The sequence below is a fragment of the Mesorhizobium sp. AR10 genome, from assembly GCF_024746795.1.
Classification (GTDB): domain Bacteria; phylum Pseudomonadota; class Alphaproteobacteria; order Rhizobiales; family Rhizobiaceae; genus Mesorhizobium.
This window is the reverse complement of the sequence record NZ_CP080524.1, coordinates 213637-229143: the sequence shown is the minus strand read 5'-3', so window position 1 is coordinate 229143 and position 15507 is coordinate 213637. Positions and strand designations below refer to the sequence as shown.

Here is a 15507-nt window from a genome sequence, read left to right as displayed (position 1 = left end):
CTTGGACACGGGTGCATCCCCAGCCGACGCCAGATCCTTCGTCGTCACCAACCGCTCGGTGCTGGCCATCGCGGTTCCGATGACGCTTGCCTATCTGACGACGCCGCTGCTCGGCATTGTCGACACGGCCGTGGTCGGCCAGTTGGGCGATGCAGCCCTGCTCGGCGGCCTGGCGGCTGGCGCGTTGATATTCGACGTCGTCTTCACAACTTTCAATTTCCTGCGCTCCGGCACCACCGGCCTCGTCGCCCAGGCTTTCGGGCGCGGCGACGAACTGGAGGAACAGGCGGTGTTCTGGCGCGCCGTGCTGATCGCGGTCGTCGCCGGTATCGTGTTTGCAGCCCTCGCACCCTTGATCGCCATTGCCGGCCAATGGTTCATGGGCGCCGAACCGCGCGTCAGCGAAGCGATGGGCGTCTACATCCGTATCAGACTGCTGGCCGCACCCTTCTCGCTGATCAACTACGCCATCCTCGGCTATGTCCTGGGGCGCGGCGAGGGCGGGCTGGGGCTGATGCTGCAGCTGGTGCTCAACGGCATCAACATCGCGCTCTGTATCCTGCTGGGCCTGGAGCTCGGCTGGGGCGTTGCCGGCGTCGCCTGGGCAACCGTCACCGGCGAGTTCGTCGCCATGCTGCTTGGCCTGGCGATCGTCGGTCGGCGGTTTTGGAAAGCGCCCCGGCTGCCGCGCCATCGCGTCCTCGACCTGCCGGCATTCCTGCGCATGATGTCCCTCAACCGCGACATCATGATCCGGTCGTTCTCGCTGCTTGCCGCCTTCGCCCTGTTCACCCGACAAGGCGCGCAGTTCGGCATGGTGACGCTGGCCGCCAACGCCGTGCTGATGAACTTCTTCCTCGTCGCCGGCTATTTCCTCGATGGCTTCGCCACCGCCGCCGAACAGCTCGTCGGACGCGCTGTCGGTGCGCGCGCCGCAGCACCGTTCAGGCAGGCGGTGCGACTGACCCTGTTCTGGGGTTTTGGGCTGGCAGGTGCTGCCACGCTCATCCTGTTGCTCGGCGGCGCCGATCTGGTCGCCGTGATAACGACCTCACAGGACGTTCGCGATGTGGCCGACATCTATCTGCCCTGGGCAGCCTTCACCGCGCTGAGCGGCGTGCTGGCCTTCCAGATGGACGGCGTCTTCATCGGCGCAACCTGGTCGCGCGATATGCGCAACATGATGCTGTTGTCATTCCTCGCCTTTAGCGCCGCGCTGCTGATCCTGGCGCCCGCCTTCGGCAATCACGGCCTGTGGGCGTCGCTGCATGTCTTCCTGCTGGTGCGCGGCTTCAGCCTGCTGGCGATTCTGCGGCTCAGGGTGCGGACTGCTTTTTAAAGCGGCTTCGCTGCCCATTTGTCGAGGCTGACATCGCGCAACTCCCGCAGCGACGTAAGCCGCTCCTTTTCCACGAAACGGACCATGCCTTCGAGAATGCGGCCCGGCAGCGCCGGTCCGGCATAGATCATGCCGGTATAGAACTGGACGAGATCGGCGCCGGCGCGGATCTTTTCCAGCGCTGTCTCGGTGGAATCGACGCCGCCGACGCCAATGATGGCGCGGTCGGGGCCGAGCAGTTTGCGCATCTTGGCCAGCACGATGGTCGAACGCTCGAACAGCGGCTTTCCTGACAGCCCGCCGGTCTCCGTGGCAACGTCGGCGCTGCGCAGGCCCAGCCGCGCGATGGTGGTGTTGGAGACGATGACGCCGTCTATCTGCTTCTCGGTCACTTCGGCGGCGATATCCGCCAGCTCGGCCTCGACCAGATCCGGCGCGATCTTGAGGAAGATCGGCGGCTGTGCCGATGCTGCCGCGCGCGCAGCGATGACGCGGGACAGCAGTTCGCCGAGCTGTTCGCGCGCCTGCATGTTGCGCAGGCCGGGCGTGTTCGGTGACGAAATGTTGACCGTCAGATAGCTGGCGTATGGCGCAAACCGGATGATGCCGCGTTCATAATCGCCGATGCGGTCGGCAGTATCCTTGTTGGCGCCGATATTGACGCCGACGATGCCGGCGCGGCCCTTGCGGGCGGCAAGCCGCTTTTCGGCGGCGTCGTGGCCCTCATTGTTGAAGCCGAGGCGATTGATTACCGCTTCGTCCTGGATCAGCCGGAAGATGCGCGGCTTCGGGTTGCCCGCCTGCGGCAGCGGCGTGATCGTGCCGACCTCGGCAAAGCCGAAACCGAGGCCAAGCAGCGCATCCGGCACCTCGGCGTTCTTGTCGTAGCCGGCGGCCATGCCGAGCGGATTGGGGAAGGTGATGCCGCAGACGCTGACCTTCAGCCTCGCGTCGCGCGGTGGACGCCCGGCGACCGGTAGCCCACATTTCAGCGCGGCGATCGACAGGCCGTGTGCGGTCTCCGGATCGAATGTGAACAGGACTTTCTGGCCGAGGGTGTCGAGCAGGCTCATTCGGCCTCCAGCGCGGGAAATTCATGGCTGCCATCGGCACCGAGTGGTAACGGACGCACCCACAGCACGGCCTTGAGATCGAGCGGCCCGTAGAGATGCGGGAACAGCGCCCCGCCGCGCGAGACCTCATATTTCAGCGCGTTGCCCAGGTCGGCGCCGTCGATGGCGACCAGCAGCAGCCCGGTCTGGCCGGAAAAGTGTTTGGCGGCCGTTTCCCGGACTTGCCCGGCAGTGGAAAAATGGATGAAGCCGTCGGCGACATCGATCGGCGCGCCGGTGAAACGGCCGTTTCCTTCGGCCTCGCGCCACAGCGCTTCAGGGGCTATCTTGTAGATAATCTGAGACATTGTTGCGCTATAGTCCGAACCAACCAAGCGGGGAAGGGTGCTCCCAAACTCTTCCCCATTTCCGGCGCAAACATGTGATAAATTGCGCCAACTGGCCCATGGAGGACAACATGCGTCTGCAGCACGTCTTGATCCCCGCAGCACTGGTCTCGCTGGTTGCGGCATCCGCCTTTTCCGAAGAGACCGATCGCTACCGGCTGGAAAAATCGGCCAACGGCTATGTCCGCCTGGACACGCAAACCGGTGCGATGTCGATTTGCGAGGAACGCTCCGGCCAGCTCGTCTGCAAGATGGCGGCCGATGAACGGGCCGCCTTCCAGGACGAGGTCGACCGTCTTCAGAGCTCGATGAAGGCTATGGATGAACGCGTCGCCAAGCTGGAAAACTCGCTGTCCGCGCGCCTCGAATCGAAGCTGCCGAGCGAAGAGGATTTCAACAAGACGATGACCTACATGGAGCGTTTCCTGCGTGGCTTCATGGGCATCGTCAAGGATATGGACAAGGAAAACGGCGGCGACGGCGCCCAGCTCAATTCGCAAAAGACCTGAGTGCCGCCTATAGCGCCGCGCGTCCGATTCCGTTTTCGGGGTCATGCGCGGGGGAAAAATCCGTGCATGGTCTTTCCTGCCTTGAAAACAGCTGGCAACGCCGCATAATTGTTCGACTGATCCCGTAAAAGCAGAAAATCAGCAAAGGGATTCGGGGAGGGATATTTGCCGTCGGGTTACACGTTCGTCATCGCCGACGACCATCCGCTTTTCCGTGGCGCCTTGAGAGAGGCGCTTGCCGGCATCGGCAACGTTGCCGCCATTCATGAGGCCGGCGATTTCGAGGGCGCCAAGGCGTTGGTCGTGGCCAACGAGGATGTCGATCTGGTGCTGCTCGATCTCTCGATGCCGGGCGCGAGCGGGCTTTCCGGCCTGATTTCGCTGCGCGGCATCCACCCGGCGGTGCCGATGGTGGTGGTGTCGGCGCATGACGACCCGGTGACCATCCGGCGCGCTCTCGATCTCGGCGCCTCGGGTTTCATCTCCAAGTCGGCCAGCATGGAGGAAATCCGCAGCGCCGTGCAGTCGGTTCTTGCCGGCGACATCGCCGCACCCATCGGCATCGATCTCGGTGTCGAGCGCGATCCCGAAATTTCCGACCTGATCAAGCGCCTGCAGACGCTGACGCCGCAACAGACGCGCGTGCTTGGCATGCTGGCGGAAGGGCTGCTCAACAAGCAGATCGCCTACGAACTCGGCGTGTCCGAAGCGACGATCAAGGCCCATGTCTCGGCGATCCTGCAGAAACTTGGCGTCGACAGCCGTACCCAGGCGGTGATCCTGCTGTCCAAGATCGGCAGCGATCCGCTGCCGGCAGCCAGTTGACCTTCAGTTCGCAATCAGGGTCAAAATAAAGAACTGACCATTACTCGGCCGCTGACGCGAGCGGCCTGACCCTGGCCATCATCGAGCGCAGCATTGCCGGCTTCAGCGGCTTGTTGATCACCGGAACGTCGAGCCTTCCGGCAGCGGCGCGCACCTCGCTGGAACGGTCGGCGGTAACCAGCACGGCCGGCATGTCCTGACCATGGATCGCACGCAGTTTCACGATCACGTCGAGGCCTGTCTCGCCGTCGAGATGGTAGTCGGCAAGAACGATGTCCGGACGGCGCATCCCGGATCTCTCGAAATCCTCCGAGCCGGAAAGAATGTCGACGCTGCAGCCCCAGCCTTCGAGCAAGAGCCGCATGCCATCGAGGATGCGGGCGTCGTTGTCGATGCACAGCACGTGCAGGCCGGCAAGCGAAGCGGCGGCGCGGGCAGGCGCCTTGGTTTCGATCTCGCGCTGCGGCGCTTGCACCGCCACCACCGGCAGCAGGACGGAAAAGCGCGTGCCCTTGCCGAGGTTCGAAAAGATCCGGATTTCAAGCCGCAGGACCCGCGCGATGCGGTCGACGATGGAGAGGCCAAGGCCGAGGCCCTCGGCCTCCCGCGCGCCTTCGTCGAGCCGGGTGAACTCGTGAAACACCGTGTTCAGCTTGTCGCCGGCGATGCCGATGCCGGTGTCGATCACCTGTATCTCGGCCAGCTCGCCGCGCCGCCGCACGCCGACCAGGATGCGGCCGTGACGCGTGTACTTGATGGCATTGGAGACCAGATTCTGGATCAGTCGGCGCAGCAGATTGCGATCGGTCATCACGCTGAGCGACGACGGCATGATTGTCAGCTCGAGCTTCTTTTCGGCGGCAAGCGGCTGGAAGTCGTTGCCGATCTGGCGCAGCAGTCCGTCCAGGCGGAAGGCGGTATCGTCAGGCCTCATCGCGCCGGCGTCGAGACGGGAAATGTCGAGCACCGCGCCCAAAATGGTCTCGACCGATTCCAGCGAGGATTCGATGTTGATCGCGGCCTTGCCGGCGGGTCCCTTGCCGGCCTTTTCGATCAGCGACGAGCAATAGAGCCGGGCAGCGTTCAAGGGTTGCAGAATGTCGTGGCCGGCGGCGGCGAGAAAGCGCGTCTTGCCGAGATTGGCCTCCTCGGCCAGCATCTGCGCCTGCGCCAGTTCTTCGTTGACGCGGGTCAGTTCGACGGTGCGGTGCTTGACGCGCTGCTCCAGCGATTCATTGGCGCGCTTCAGCGCCAGATCCTGCTCGACGCGCCCGGAAATGTCGGCGTAGGTGGCGACGATGCCGCCGTCGGGCATCGGGTTGGAGCGCAATTCCAGAATGCGGCCGCTGGTCTTCAGCTCCATCTGCCACGGGCTGACGAAACTGGTGAGCCGGTTGAGCATCGCCACGCGCTGGTCCGCCGGAATGTCGCCGCGCTCGGCAAGGTGGTGCAGGATGCGGTCGAGCGAGACGCCGACCTGGCCCATCTCGTCGGGCAGGTCGAACAGCGCCCGGTACTGGCGGTTCCAGCAAATCAGGCGGAAATCCCGGTCGAAGACGGTGATGCCCTGTTCCATCTGGTCGAGCGCGATCTGCAGCAGGTCGCGGTTGTGCTGCAGCGCCTCGGTGGCGTCGTCAAGCAGGCGAAAGGCATCCTTGGATTCGCGGTCGTTGCGGCGCAACAGCAGCGACAGGATCAATCGCGCCGAGGAGGAGCCGACCGCGCTGGCCAACAGCTGTTCGGAAAAGCGGATGACATCCATGCTGGCCTGCTCGTTGCCATGCAGCGCCGCACCATTGTCCTTTTCGAACGACTGGAAGGAGCGTTCGGTGCGTTCGACGCCGAGATAGCGCGAGATGGTGTCCTTGAGGTCGTTGACGGTGATGGCGGTGCGGAAGCGGCGCAGGCTCGGCATCGGACCGGCCTCACGGGGCACGAAGATCGATGCCTGGATGCGTTCCAGCGGAACCGACGCGCGTGACAGCGAGCCAAGCACGAAAAACAGCGTGTTGATGGACAGGCTCCACAGCACGCCATGGTTCAACGGCTCGGCGCTGGTGCCGAACAGCGCTTGCGGCCGCAACGCCTCGAAGCCGAACACGCCATGGACCAGGATGCCGGTATCGGGTGCGGCGAGCGAAGGCAAAAGCAGCGTATAGCTCCAGACGACGATGCCGGCGACCATGCCGAGTGCAGCGCCCCTGCCGTTGGCGCCGCGCCAGATCAGCCCGCCGATCAAGGCCGGTGCGAATTGGGCGATTGCCGCGAAGGACATCAGGCCGATGGAGGAGAGCCGCGCACTGTTGGTGCTTTCGCGATAGTAGAGGAAGGCGATGAACAGCAGGATGAAGATCGCCGCCCGCCGCACATTGAGGATGAGCGTCGACCAGTCTTCGTTCTCGGAGGTCGTGGTCTTGAGTAGCCGGCGCACGAACAGCGGGATGACGAGGTCGTTGGAGATCATGATCGACAGCGCAACGCTTTCGACGATCACCATCGCGGTTGCCGCCGAAAGGCCGCCGATGAAGGCCGCCATGGCCAGCACGTCATGGCCGCTGAACAAGGGCAGCGACAACACATAGAGGTCGCTGCTGGTCCTGGTGCCGACCAGCGACAGGCCGGCGAGGGCAATCGGCAGCACGAACAGGTTGATGGCCACCAGATAGAGCGGGAACACCCATGTCGCGGTGCGCAATTCGGCCTCGCCGCGGTTCTCGACGATGGTGACGTAGAACTGGCGCGGCAGCATGATGATAGCAAAGCCGCTCAGGCCGGTCAGCACCAGCCAGGTGGCGAGCGACGTCGAGTAGCCCATCGCTTGCTGCACTTGGCGGTTCTCCGCCAGCTTGTCGACCATATCGCCCGGCCCGCCGAAGAGCAGGAATGTGACCATCAGGCCGATCGCCAGGAAGGCCGCGAGCTTGACCACGGTTTCGACCGCCACGGCCAGCACCAGCCCGTCCTGGTGCTCGGTGGCGTCGGCGTGGCGGGTGCCGAACAGCACCGCAAACAGCGCCAGCAGCATGGCGACGACCAGCGAGATGTCGCTGACGAACGGATCGAACGAGGGTGGCGAGCCGGTATAGTGTTCGACCATCAGGCTGACCGAGCCGGAGATCGCCTTCAACTGCAGCGCGATATAGGGCACCGCGCCTATCGTCGCGATCAGCGTGGCGATAGCCGAGACGGTGAAGCTCTTGCCATAGCGGGCGCCGAGGAAGTCGGCGATCGAGGTGATCTTCTCGGTCTTGGCCAGCTTGACGATGCGCTGAAGCAGCGGAAAGCCGAACACGAACACCAGCACCGGGCCGATATAGATGCCGAGGAACTCGAGGCCGCGCTCGGAGGAGAGCCCGACCGAACCGAAAAAGGTCCATGAGGTGCAGTAGATGGCGAGGCTGAGCGCGTAGATGAAGGGGCGGGCGCGGTCAGGCCCCGATGTCGCCGAACGTCGGTCGCCAAGGCTGGCGATGGCGAACAGCAACGTCACATAGGCAATCGCAATAATGACGATGAACCAGCCTTGCACGCCCGAAAGAATCCTCCCTGCGCCGGTTTTCCGTCCGGCCTACCCTGACGCAATCACAGCTTGGGGACCAAGTCCATCGCGGCTTTCGGCGCATGCTGGCTGTGGCCTCGGGCAACCTTGGCCGGTGGAGACTGTTTGTTTTCTGCCTTTTGCGCCTGTTGCAACCGGGGGTTTTTGTTATGTTGCCTGCGGGCCGGCGCCGAAAGAGGCGGTTGGGACGGCTGCCCGGCACGTCATGACAGGAGGGTCGAATGCTGAAAGAATTCCAGGAATTCATTTCCAGGGGCAATGTGATGGACTTGGCCGTCGGCGTCATCATCGGCGCTGCCTTCGGCAAGATCGTCACTTCGCTGGTCGACGACGTCATCATGCCGATCGTCGGAGCGATCTTCGGCGGACTGGATTTCAACAACTATTTCATAGGGCTTTCCTCGGTCGTCAACGCCCCGACACTGGACGCTGCCAAAGGGCAGGGCGCGGTCCTGGCCTATGGCAGCTTCATCACCGCTGGGCTGAACTTCCTCATCCTTGCCTTCATCATCTTTCTGATGGTCAAGGCGGTGAACAATCTGCGCAAGCGGTTGGAGCGCGAGAAACCCGCAGCGCCCGCGGCGCCGCCACCGGCCGACGTCGCACTGCTCACAGAAATTCGCGATCTCCTCGCCAGGAAATAGCGCAAGACAGATTCCTGGACCAAAACCCCGGCCGTTCGCGGCCGGGGTTTTCTGTTTTCGCCTGTCGCAAAACACGCTAGCACTCGCCGAGACGAAAACGGACTTATCCATGACCATGATCGAGAGTTTGCGCGCCGAGGCTCTGGCCGCGCCCGAAAGCGGCATTGTCGCCGTCGTCAACCACGGCCGCCTGCGCGACGGACTGATCCCGCTCTGGGCCGGCGAGGGTGACTTGCCGACGCCTGCCTTCATCAGCGATGCCGCCGCCCGGGGACTGGCCGCAGGCGAGACCTTCTACACCTGGCAGAAGGGCATTCCGGACTTGAGACAAGCGCTGGCCCGCTACTATGCCAGGCATTTCGGCAAGACATTTGCCGAGGAAGAATTCATCGTCACCGCTTCGGGCATGCATGCCATCCAGCTGGCGCTCGACGCGGTTGCCGGCCCGGGCGACGAGGTCGTCTACCTGTCGCCGGCCTGGCCGAACTTCGCCGCCGCCGCCGGTGTGGCGGGCGCCGTGCCGGTTGCGGTCAAGCTCGACCAGTCCGGCAACGGCTGGTCGTGCGATGTCGACAAGATCGCGGCCGCGATCACACCCAGGACAAAGGCGCTGTTCGTCAACACGCCGTCCAACCCGACCGGCTGGACCGCCGATCACGAGACGCAGCAGGCGATCCTCGACCTCGCCCGCGAAAGGAACCTGTGGATCATCGCCGACGAGATCTATTCGCATTTCCACTACGGCCATGGCCGTGCGCCGTCTTTCCTCGACATCGCAACGGGGGAAGACCGCATCCTGTTCGTCAACAGCTTCTCCAAGAACTGGGCGATGACCGGTTGGCGCGTTGGCTGGATCAAGACCCATCCCGCCTTGCAGCAGGTGTTCGAAAACCTGATCCAGTATTCGACGTCAGGCGTTGCCCAGTTCATGCAGCGCGGCGCCGTCGCGGCGCTGGACGAAGGCGATGCTTTCATCATCGAGCAGGTGGAACGGGCGCGAGCGGCGCGTGACCTCGTCTGCGACATCCTTGGCGCAACCGGCAAGGCGCGGTTTACTGTGCCGCAGGGCGCATTCTATCTGTTCTTCACCGTCGACGGCATCACCGATTCCCGCACTGCCGCCTTCGACATCGTCGATCGCGCCAATGTCGGCCTGGCGCCCGGCACCGCCTTCGGTCCCGGTGGCGAAGCCTTCCTCAGACTGTGCTTCCACCGCCGCCTCGATCAGCTCGAGGAAGCCGCGCACCGGTTGGCTAAGTGGATGAAAACTGTCTGAGCTGCCGCGAAGCCCGAGTTGAAAATCGCTCCGGCGAGTCAGCTGGCGCGGATTTCGAGAACCGGAGCGCAGCGGACATTTGGGTCCGTGAGCACCGGAAGCGCAGAAAGCTGCGTCAGATGGCCGTCGGAGTAGAGTTTCAAACGGGCTTCAGCCGCCGGACTTGGGCACTAGCAACGGAATGATGCGGTCGCTCTTGGCGACCGAGGGACGTCCTGCCGAACCATAGGGGATGCCAAGCGCATCCCAGGTCTCGACCAGCGCATCCTGCAGCGACGCGATCAATGCATCGGAATGGAACGGCGTCGGCGTGATGCGCAGCCGCTCGGTGCCGCGCGGCACGGTCGGATAGTTGATCGGCTGGATGTAGATGCCGTGGACGCCGAGCAGGCGGTCGCTGGCCATCTTGCACAGCTCCGGGTCGCCGACCAGCAGCGGAACGATATGGGTGGGGGATTCCAGCACCGGCAGGCCGGCCGCAGTGAGAACCTCCTTGGTCCGAGTCGCCTGGCGCAATTGCGCATCGCGCTCGGCCTGCGAGCGCTTCAGATGGCGGATGGAGGTGGTGGCGGCAGCAGCGACGGCCGGCGGCAGCGCCGTGGTGAAGATGAAGCCCGGCGCGTAGGAGCGCACTGCGTCAATCACCGCGCTGGTGCCGGTGATGTAGCCGCCAAGCGTGCCGAACGCCTTGGCCAGCGTGCCTTCGATGATGTCGATGCGGTCGGCCAGCCCCTCGCGCTCGGTGATGCCGCCACCGCGCGGTCCGTACATGCCGACGGCATGGACCTCATCGATATAGGTCATGGCGTTGTGGCGCTCGGCCAGCTCGACGATCTGCCTGATCGGCGCAATGTCGCCATCCATCGAATAGACGCTCTCGAAAACGATAAGCTTGGCGCGCTCGCGGCCCGCTGCCTGCAGCAGGCTCTCGAGGTGGGCGACGTCATTGTGGCGAAAAATCTTCTTCTCGGCGCCCGAGCGTCGAACGCCCTCGATCATCGAGGCATGGTTCAGCTCGTCCGAGATGATCAGGCAGTTGGGCAAAAGCCGCGCAATGGTCGAGATCGACGCCTCGTTGGAGACGAAGCCGGAGGTGAAGACCAGTGCGGCCTCCTTGTCGTGCAGGTCGGCCAGTTCAAGTTCCAGTTCGACCAGCGGGTTGCTGGTGCCGGAAATGTTGCGGGTGCCGCCGGCGCCCGATCCCATCTTGCCGGCCGCGTTCTGGAACGCGGCAATGACGTCGGGATGTTGGCCCATGCCGAGGTAGTCGTTGGAGCACCAGACGGTGATTTCCTCGGCGCGGCCATTGGCACGCCAGATGGCGCGCGGAAATTTTCCGACGATGCGCTCGAGGTCGGCGAAGACGCGGTAGCGACGCTCGGCATGGAGCTGGTCGATCGCTTCCTCGAAGAACCGCTGATAATTCATGTCGACTTTCCAATTTTGGGCGGGATCATAATCATTGCCTCATTCGGCGTCCACCGGACCTTTTTGGTCAAAATGCCACGCCCTCGGCCTGTTCCTAACGATCCCGGATCGTGGCCTATTCCCTTGATGTGGATCAATTTTGTTTCAGTACGATGCCGCAGGCCGGTGAGACTGTTACGGATTTAACATTCAGGAGTTTCTAATGGCCTTGCCGCAGGCTTTCCAGTAAGGCGGTCGTTGAGACAGTTTCCGATAAATCACGAGTAAAGAGGACGCGGATGACGGTTTTGGTAACGGGCGGCGCCGGCTATATCGGCAGCCATATGGTCTGGGAATTGCTGGATGCGGGTGAGAGCGTCGTCGTTCTCGACCGGCTTTCGACAGGTTTTGAATGGGCGGTGGCGCCCGAGGCCAAGCTCGTCGTCGGCGATGTCGCCGACAGGGAGCTGGTCGGCGGGATCATCCGCGACAACAAGGTCGACGCAATCATCCATTTCGCCGGCTCGATCGTGGTTCCCGAATCGGTTGCCGACCCGCTTGGCTACTACGAGAACAACACCTGCAAGACGCGCACGCTGATCGAGACGGCGGTGCGCGAGGGCGTGCCCAATTTCATCTTTTCCTCGACGGCCGCCGTCTATGGCGGCGCCGGGCTGGAACCGGTGCGCGAGGACGCCCGTCTTGCGCCCGAATCGCCCTACGGCCTGTCCAAGCTGATGAGCGAATGGATGCTGCGCGACGCCGCCATAGCCCATGGGCTGCGTTACACGGCGCTGCGTTACTTCAACGTTGCCGGCGCCGATCCAAAGGGCCGCACCGGCCAGTCGACGCCGGGCGCCACGCATCTGATCAAGGTCGCTTGCGAGACGGCGCTCGGCAAGCGCCCGTTCATGCAGGTGTTCGGCACCGACTATCCGACGCCGGACGGCACCTGCATGCGCGACTACATCCATGTCAGCGACCTGGCCGCGGCGCATCGGCTGGCGCTGGAGCGGCTGCGAGCCGGAGGGGCAAGCATGGTCGCCAATTGCGGCTACAGCCACGGCTATTCGGTGCTCGAAGTCATCGACAGCGTGCGCCGCGCCTTCGGCCATGATTTCGAGGTGCGCATGGGCGATCGCCGCCCGGGCGACGCCGCCGCGGTGGTCGCCAATTCCGAGCTGGCGCGCAGCGAATTCGGCTGGACCCCACAGCGCGACGATCTCGACCAGATCGTCGCCGACGCGCTGGCCTGGGAGCGCATCCTGACCAGCAAGAATTCCGCACGGGGCTGACGACAGGTACTTTCATCCAAGGGCTCGTCGGCTGAGCGCTTAAGCGCTATTGAAGGAGCGTCGCGGCGAAGCGTGGAGGCGCTTCCGCCGTATCTGGTCTTTTGGGGGATGGCATGAAGATCGTGGTGCTTGGGGCCGGTGTTGTCGGCACGGCAGCGGCCTACTATCTGGCCAGCGATGGCCACGAGGTGACCGTCATCGAGCGCCATCCGGCGGCGGCGCGCGGCACCAGCCAGTCGAATGCCGGCCTGGTATCGCCAGGGGACGCCACCGCCTGGGCCTCGCCCGCTGCGCTCAAGACATTCCTGCGTGCGCTCTACAACCATGATCTCGGCATCAAGGTGCGGCTGCGCTTCGATCCCTATTTTCTCGCCTGGAGCCTGCGCTTCCTCAGGCAGTGCACAAAGGCTCGCCTGCGTGCAAACAGCCAGGTCAAGTTGCGCTTGGCGCTGTATTCCCGCGATTGCATCAACGCCATCTCGGCCGACGCCGGCATTCACTATGACGAACGCAAGAAGGGCATTCTCTATTTCTTCCGCTCGCAGCACAGTCTCGATACCGGCACCGACAACTACCGCTTTCTCGCCGAGCATGGCCTGCCGATCGAGATCGTTGGCCGCGACCGGCTGATCGAGATCGAACCGGGTCTCGCCGGTGTGAAAGACAAGATCGCCGGCGGCGTCTATTCGCCGATCGATCAGACCGGCGACTCCAGCCAGTTCACGCAGAATCTCGCCGCCTACGCCGCCGACAAACGCGGCGTGAAGTTTCTCTATGGCACGACGGTCGAAGGCCTCGACATCGAGGGCGACCGCGTGCGCGCGGTGATGACCTCGGCCGGCCCGATCACCGGCGACGCGGTGGTGATTTCGATGGGGCCGGAAAGCGGCCTGCTCGGCCGCCGCTACGGCATCGACCTGCCCGTCTATCCGGTGAAGGGCTACACCGCGACGATCCCGCTGGAAGACGAAAGCAAGGGGCCGACCATGGGCGGCGCCGACGAGGACCAATTGATCGGCTACTCCAGGCTCGGCAACCGGCTGCGGCTTGCCTCGACTGCCGAATTCACCGGCTTCGACCGCACCCATAAGCCAAGCGATTTCGCCACTATGTTCAGAACCGGAAAGGATCTTTTCCCCGGCGCCTTCGACGAGAAGAAGGCCGTGCTCTGGGCTGGACTCAGGCCGATGATGCCGAACTCGGTGCCGGTCATTGGCCGGGCGCGCTACACGAACCTCTACCTCGACACCGGCCATGGCCATGTCGGCTGGACCATGGCCTGCGGTTCGGGAAAATTCCTTGCCGATCTGGTCGCCGGTCGCAAGCCGGAGATCGACCCGCAAGGGCTGGTCTACAGGAACTGAACGATGTCGGGACCGCAAGTCGCCATCGACCTTGGCCGTATCGAACGCAACGCGCGCACCATCGTCGAACGCTGCTCGCTGTCCGGCATCAAGATCTTCGGCGTCACCAAGGGCACTTGCGGCATGCCGCAGGTGGCGCGCGCCATGCTGCGTGGTGGCGTCGCTGGCATCGCCGAATCGCGCTTCGAAAACATCCGCCGGCTGCGTGACAGCGGCATCAATGCCCCGATCATGCTGCTGCGCAGCCCGCCCATGGCACGCATCGAGGAGGTGGTGAGAACCGTCGACGTCAGCCTGCAATCCGAACTCACCACCATCCGCGAACTGTCGCGCATCGCCGAGCGCATGGGCCGTGTCCACGACATCATGCTGATGATCGATCTCGGCGATCTCAGGGAAGGCATCTGGCCGAAGGATCTGGTGCCGACGGTCGAGCAGATCCTCGCACTCAAGGGCGTGCGCATCGCCGGCATCGGCACCAATCTCGGCTGTTTCGGCGCCATCATGCCGACCGAGGAAAATCTCGGGCAACTCGTCGCCCATGCCTACAAGGCCGAGCGCCTTGCCGGCGGTCGCCTCGACTGGATTTCCGGCGGGGCGTCATCGTCGCTGACGCTGCTGCTCGAAGGCAAATTGCCCGCCGGCATCAACAATCTGCGTGTCGGCGAGGCGATCCTGCAAGGCGGCGTCGAAACCTTCCGCGACACGCCGTGGGCCGAGCTCGAACCCGATGCGTGCCGCCTGACCTGCGACATCATCGAGGTCAAGCTGAAGCCGTCGCGGCCGATCGGCCAATCCGGCTACGACGCTTTCGGCAACCAGCCGGTGTTTCCCGACGAGGGCGACAGGCTGCGCGCCATCGCCAATATCGGCCGCGAGGACGTGTTGATCGAAGGGCTGACGCCGATCGCCAAGGGGGTGCGGGTGCTCGGCGCCTCCAGCGATCATCTGCTTCTCGACGTGGCCGATGCAGATCCGCCACCGGCTGTCGGCGATCGCGTCGCCTTCCGCATGAGCTATGGCGCCATGCTGATGGCGATGACCTCGGAATATGTCGAAAAGGCCCCGATGCACGATGTCGAGGATTTTTCCGGCCGCAAGATGGTGTCGATATCAGCCGAACCGGCCGCCGGCGGCATCCTGGCCAGGGAAGCGACCGGTGCACGGCTGGAGGCGATGAACTTCGATGTCGTCGAGTTGGCCGATGTCGAGCGGCCGCCTTCCGGGCTAATCCGGCTCACCGCCGGCAGTGACCGCCGCATCGCCCACAAGGCACTGACCACGACCGCGCGGGCGACCCATTCGTTCGGTTTGATCTGGATCGATTCCATCGCCGCACTGATGCCCGAAGACGAGGACGGTATCGACCTGCCGGAGGCTTCGGTGCTGGCGCGGACGCTCGGCCTCGATCACAAGCCCGGGGCGCTGCAGCCGCAGCTGTCGCCGGAAAATGTCGTCATCGTCGGTCTGCGTCATGCCGACCCGGCCGAGGCGCGGGTGCTGAAGGATTCGCGCGTGTCGGCCTTCACCATGACCGATATCGACGCCATGGGCATGCGCGACCTGATGCATGAGGCGATCCGCATCGCCACCTCCGGCACGCAAGGCTTCCACGTCAGCTATTCGCCTGATGTCACCGAATTCGCTGGCTGGGGGCCAGGCTCCGGCGGCCTCACCGTGCGCGAAACGCATCAGGCGATGGAGGCGATCTCACTATCCGGTGGGCTGTTGTCGATGGACGTTTCCGGCCTGACCGCGGAGCTCGAGTCGCGGATCGCTACTGATACGGTCAACTTCGTCATGTCGGCTTTCGGCAAGCGGATTCTGTAG

12 protein-coding genes are annotated in these 15507 nt (G+C 63.9%); 8 read left to right on the top strand and 4 right to left on the bottom strand.

Features of this window, described 5'->3' with window-relative positions; genetic code table 11:
• Nucleotide 1: 1 nt before the first annotated feature.
• Nucleotides 2–1339 carry an MATE family efflux transporter gene (locus tag LHFGNBLO_RS04560; RefSeq protein WP_258604737.1) on the top strand — a complete coding sequence of 446 codons (1338 nt, stop codon included), beginning with the start codon at nucleotides 2–4 and terminating at the stop codon, nucleotides 1337–1339.
• Here LHFGNBLO_RS04560 and LHFGNBLO_RS04555 read toward each other — a convergent pair.
• Entirely contained in the window at nucleotides 1336–2412 is a 1077-nt protein-coding gene (locus LHFGNBLO_RS04555; protein WP_258604735.1) for a quinone-dependent dihydroorotate dehydrogenase, read from the bottom strand. The genes LHFGNBLO_RS04560 and LHFGNBLO_RS04555 overlap by 4 nt on opposite strands.
• Entirely contained in the window at nucleotides 2409–2759 is a 351-nt protein-coding gene (locus LHFGNBLO_RS04550) for a DUF952 domain-containing protein (RefSeq protein ID WP_258604733.1), read from the bottom strand. Before LHFGNBLO_RS04550 ends, LHFGNBLO_RS04555 begins: the two co-directional genes overlap by 4 nt.
• A gap of 110 nt (nucleotides 2760–2869) precedes the next feature.
• Between LHFGNBLO_RS04550 and LHFGNBLO_RS04545 the strand changes: the two genes are divergently transcribed.
• Both LHFGNBLO_RS04545 and LHFGNBLO_RS04540 read left to right on the top strand, forming a co-directional pair.
• Nucleotides 2870–3307 (top strand): hypothetical protein, encoded by a 438-nt coding sequence (locus tag LHFGNBLO_RS04545; protein ID WP_258604732.1) that lies wholly within the window; start codon nucleotides 2870–2872, stop codon nucleotides 3305–3307.
• 165 nt (nucleotides 3308–3472) lie between these two features.
• A complete protein-coding gene (locus LHFGNBLO_RS04540) occupies nucleotides 3473–4132 on the top strand; it encodes a response regulator transcription factor (RefSeq protein WP_258604730.1) in 660 nt (219 codons plus the stop codon).
• A gap of 40 nt (nucleotides 4133–4172) precedes the next feature.
• Here LHFGNBLO_RS04540 and LHFGNBLO_RS04535 read toward each other — a convergent pair whose 3' ends face one another.
• A complete protein-coding gene (locus LHFGNBLO_RS04535) occupies nucleotides 4173–7661 on the bottom strand; it encodes a PAS domain-containing hybrid sensor histidine kinase/response regulator (protein ID WP_258604728.1) in 3489 nt (1162 codons plus the stop codon).
• Nucleotides 7662–7912: 251 nt separating this feature from the next.
• Here LHFGNBLO_RS04535 and mscL point away from each other — a divergent pair, with 251 nt between their 5' ends.
• The gene (gene mscL / locus LHFGNBLO_RS04530) at nucleotides 7913–8335 is read left to right on the top strand and encodes a large conductance mechanosensitive channel protein MscL (protein ID WP_258604726.1); all 423 of its coding nucleotides are present in this window, start codon (nucleotides 7913–7915) and stop codon (nucleotides 8333–8335) included.
• Between the two features lie 109 nt (nucleotides 8336–8444).
• Nucleotides 8445–9611 (top strand): pyridoxal phosphate-dependent aminotransferase, encoded by a 1167-nt coding sequence (locus tag LHFGNBLO_RS04525; RefSeq protein WP_258604724.1) that lies wholly within the window; start codon nucleotides 8445–8447, stop codon nucleotides 9609–9611.
• A 150-nt stretch (nucleotides 9612–9761) separates the two neighbouring features.
• Here the strand turns inward: LHFGNBLO_RS04525 and hemA are convergent, their stop codons facing one another.
• On the bottom strand, nucleotides 9762–11039 hold the full coding sequence (gene hemA / locus LHFGNBLO_RS04520; protein WP_258604723.1) for a 5-aminolevulinate synthase: 1278 nt from the start codon (nucleotides 11037–11039) through the stop codon (nucleotides 9762–9764).
• Nucleotides 11040–11317: 278 nt separating this feature from the next.
• Here hemA and galE point away from each other — a divergent pair, with 278 nt between their 5' ends.
• The 3 genes from galE (at nucleotide 11318) to LHFGNBLO_RS04505 (ending at nucleotide 15507) form a co-directional block, all read left to right on the top strand.
• Nucleotides 11318–12313 (top strand): UDP-glucose 4-epimerase GalE, encoded by a 996-nt coding sequence (gene galE, locus LHFGNBLO_RS04515; RefSeq protein ID WP_258604722.1) that lies wholly within the window; start codon nucleotides 11318–11320, stop codon nucleotides 12311–12313.
• A 113-nt stretch (nucleotides 12314–12426) separates the two neighbouring features.
• Entirely contained in the window at nucleotides 12427–13677 is a 1251-nt protein-coding gene (locus LHFGNBLO_RS04510) for a D-amino acid dehydrogenase (RefSeq protein ID WP_258604720.1), read from the top strand.
• Between the two features lie 3 nt (nucleotides 13678–13680).
• Complete coding sequence (locus LHFGNBLO_RS04505) at nucleotides 13681–15507, top strand: alanine racemase (RefSeq protein ID WP_258604718.1); 1827 nt, start codon at nucleotides 13681–13683, stop codon at nucleotides 15505–15507.

Coding starts and splice junctions, on each gene's coding strand:
- LHFGNBLO_RS04555 (WP_258604735.1), bottom strand. CDS start 2,412: ATGAGCCTGCTCGACACCCTCGGCCAGAAAGTCCTGTTCACATTCGAT.
- LHFGNBLO_RS04550 (WP_258604733.1), bottom strand. CDS start 2,759: ATGTCTCAGATTATCTACAAGATAGCCCCTGAAGCGCTGTGGCGCGAG.
- LHFGNBLO_RS04545 (WP_258604732.1), top strand. CDS start 2,870: ATGCGTCTGCAGCACGTCTTGATCCCCGCAGCACTGGTCTCGCTGGTT.
- mscL (WP_258604726.1), top strand. CDS start 7,913: ATGCTGAAAGAATTCCAGGAATTCATTTCCAGGGGCAATGTGATGGAC.
- LHFGNBLO_RS04525 (WP_258604724.1), top strand. CDS start 8,445: ATGACCATGATCGAGAGTTTGCGCGCCGAGGCTCTGGCCGCGCCCGAA.
- hemA (WP_258604723.1), bottom strand. CDS start 11,039: ATGAATTATCAGCGGTTCTTCGAGGAAGCGATCGACCAGCTCCATGCC.
- galE (WP_258604722.1), top strand. CDS start 11,318: ATGACGGTTTTGGTAACGGGCGGCGCCGGCTATATCGGCAGCCATATG.
- LHFGNBLO_RS04510 (WP_258604720.1), top strand. CDS start 12,427: ATGAAGATCGTGGTGCTTGGGGCCGGTGTTGTCGGCACGGCAGCGGCC.
- LHFGNBLO_RS04505 (WP_258604718.1), top strand. CDS start 13,681: ATGTCGGGACCGCAAGTCGCCATCGACCTTGGCCGTATCGAACGCAAC.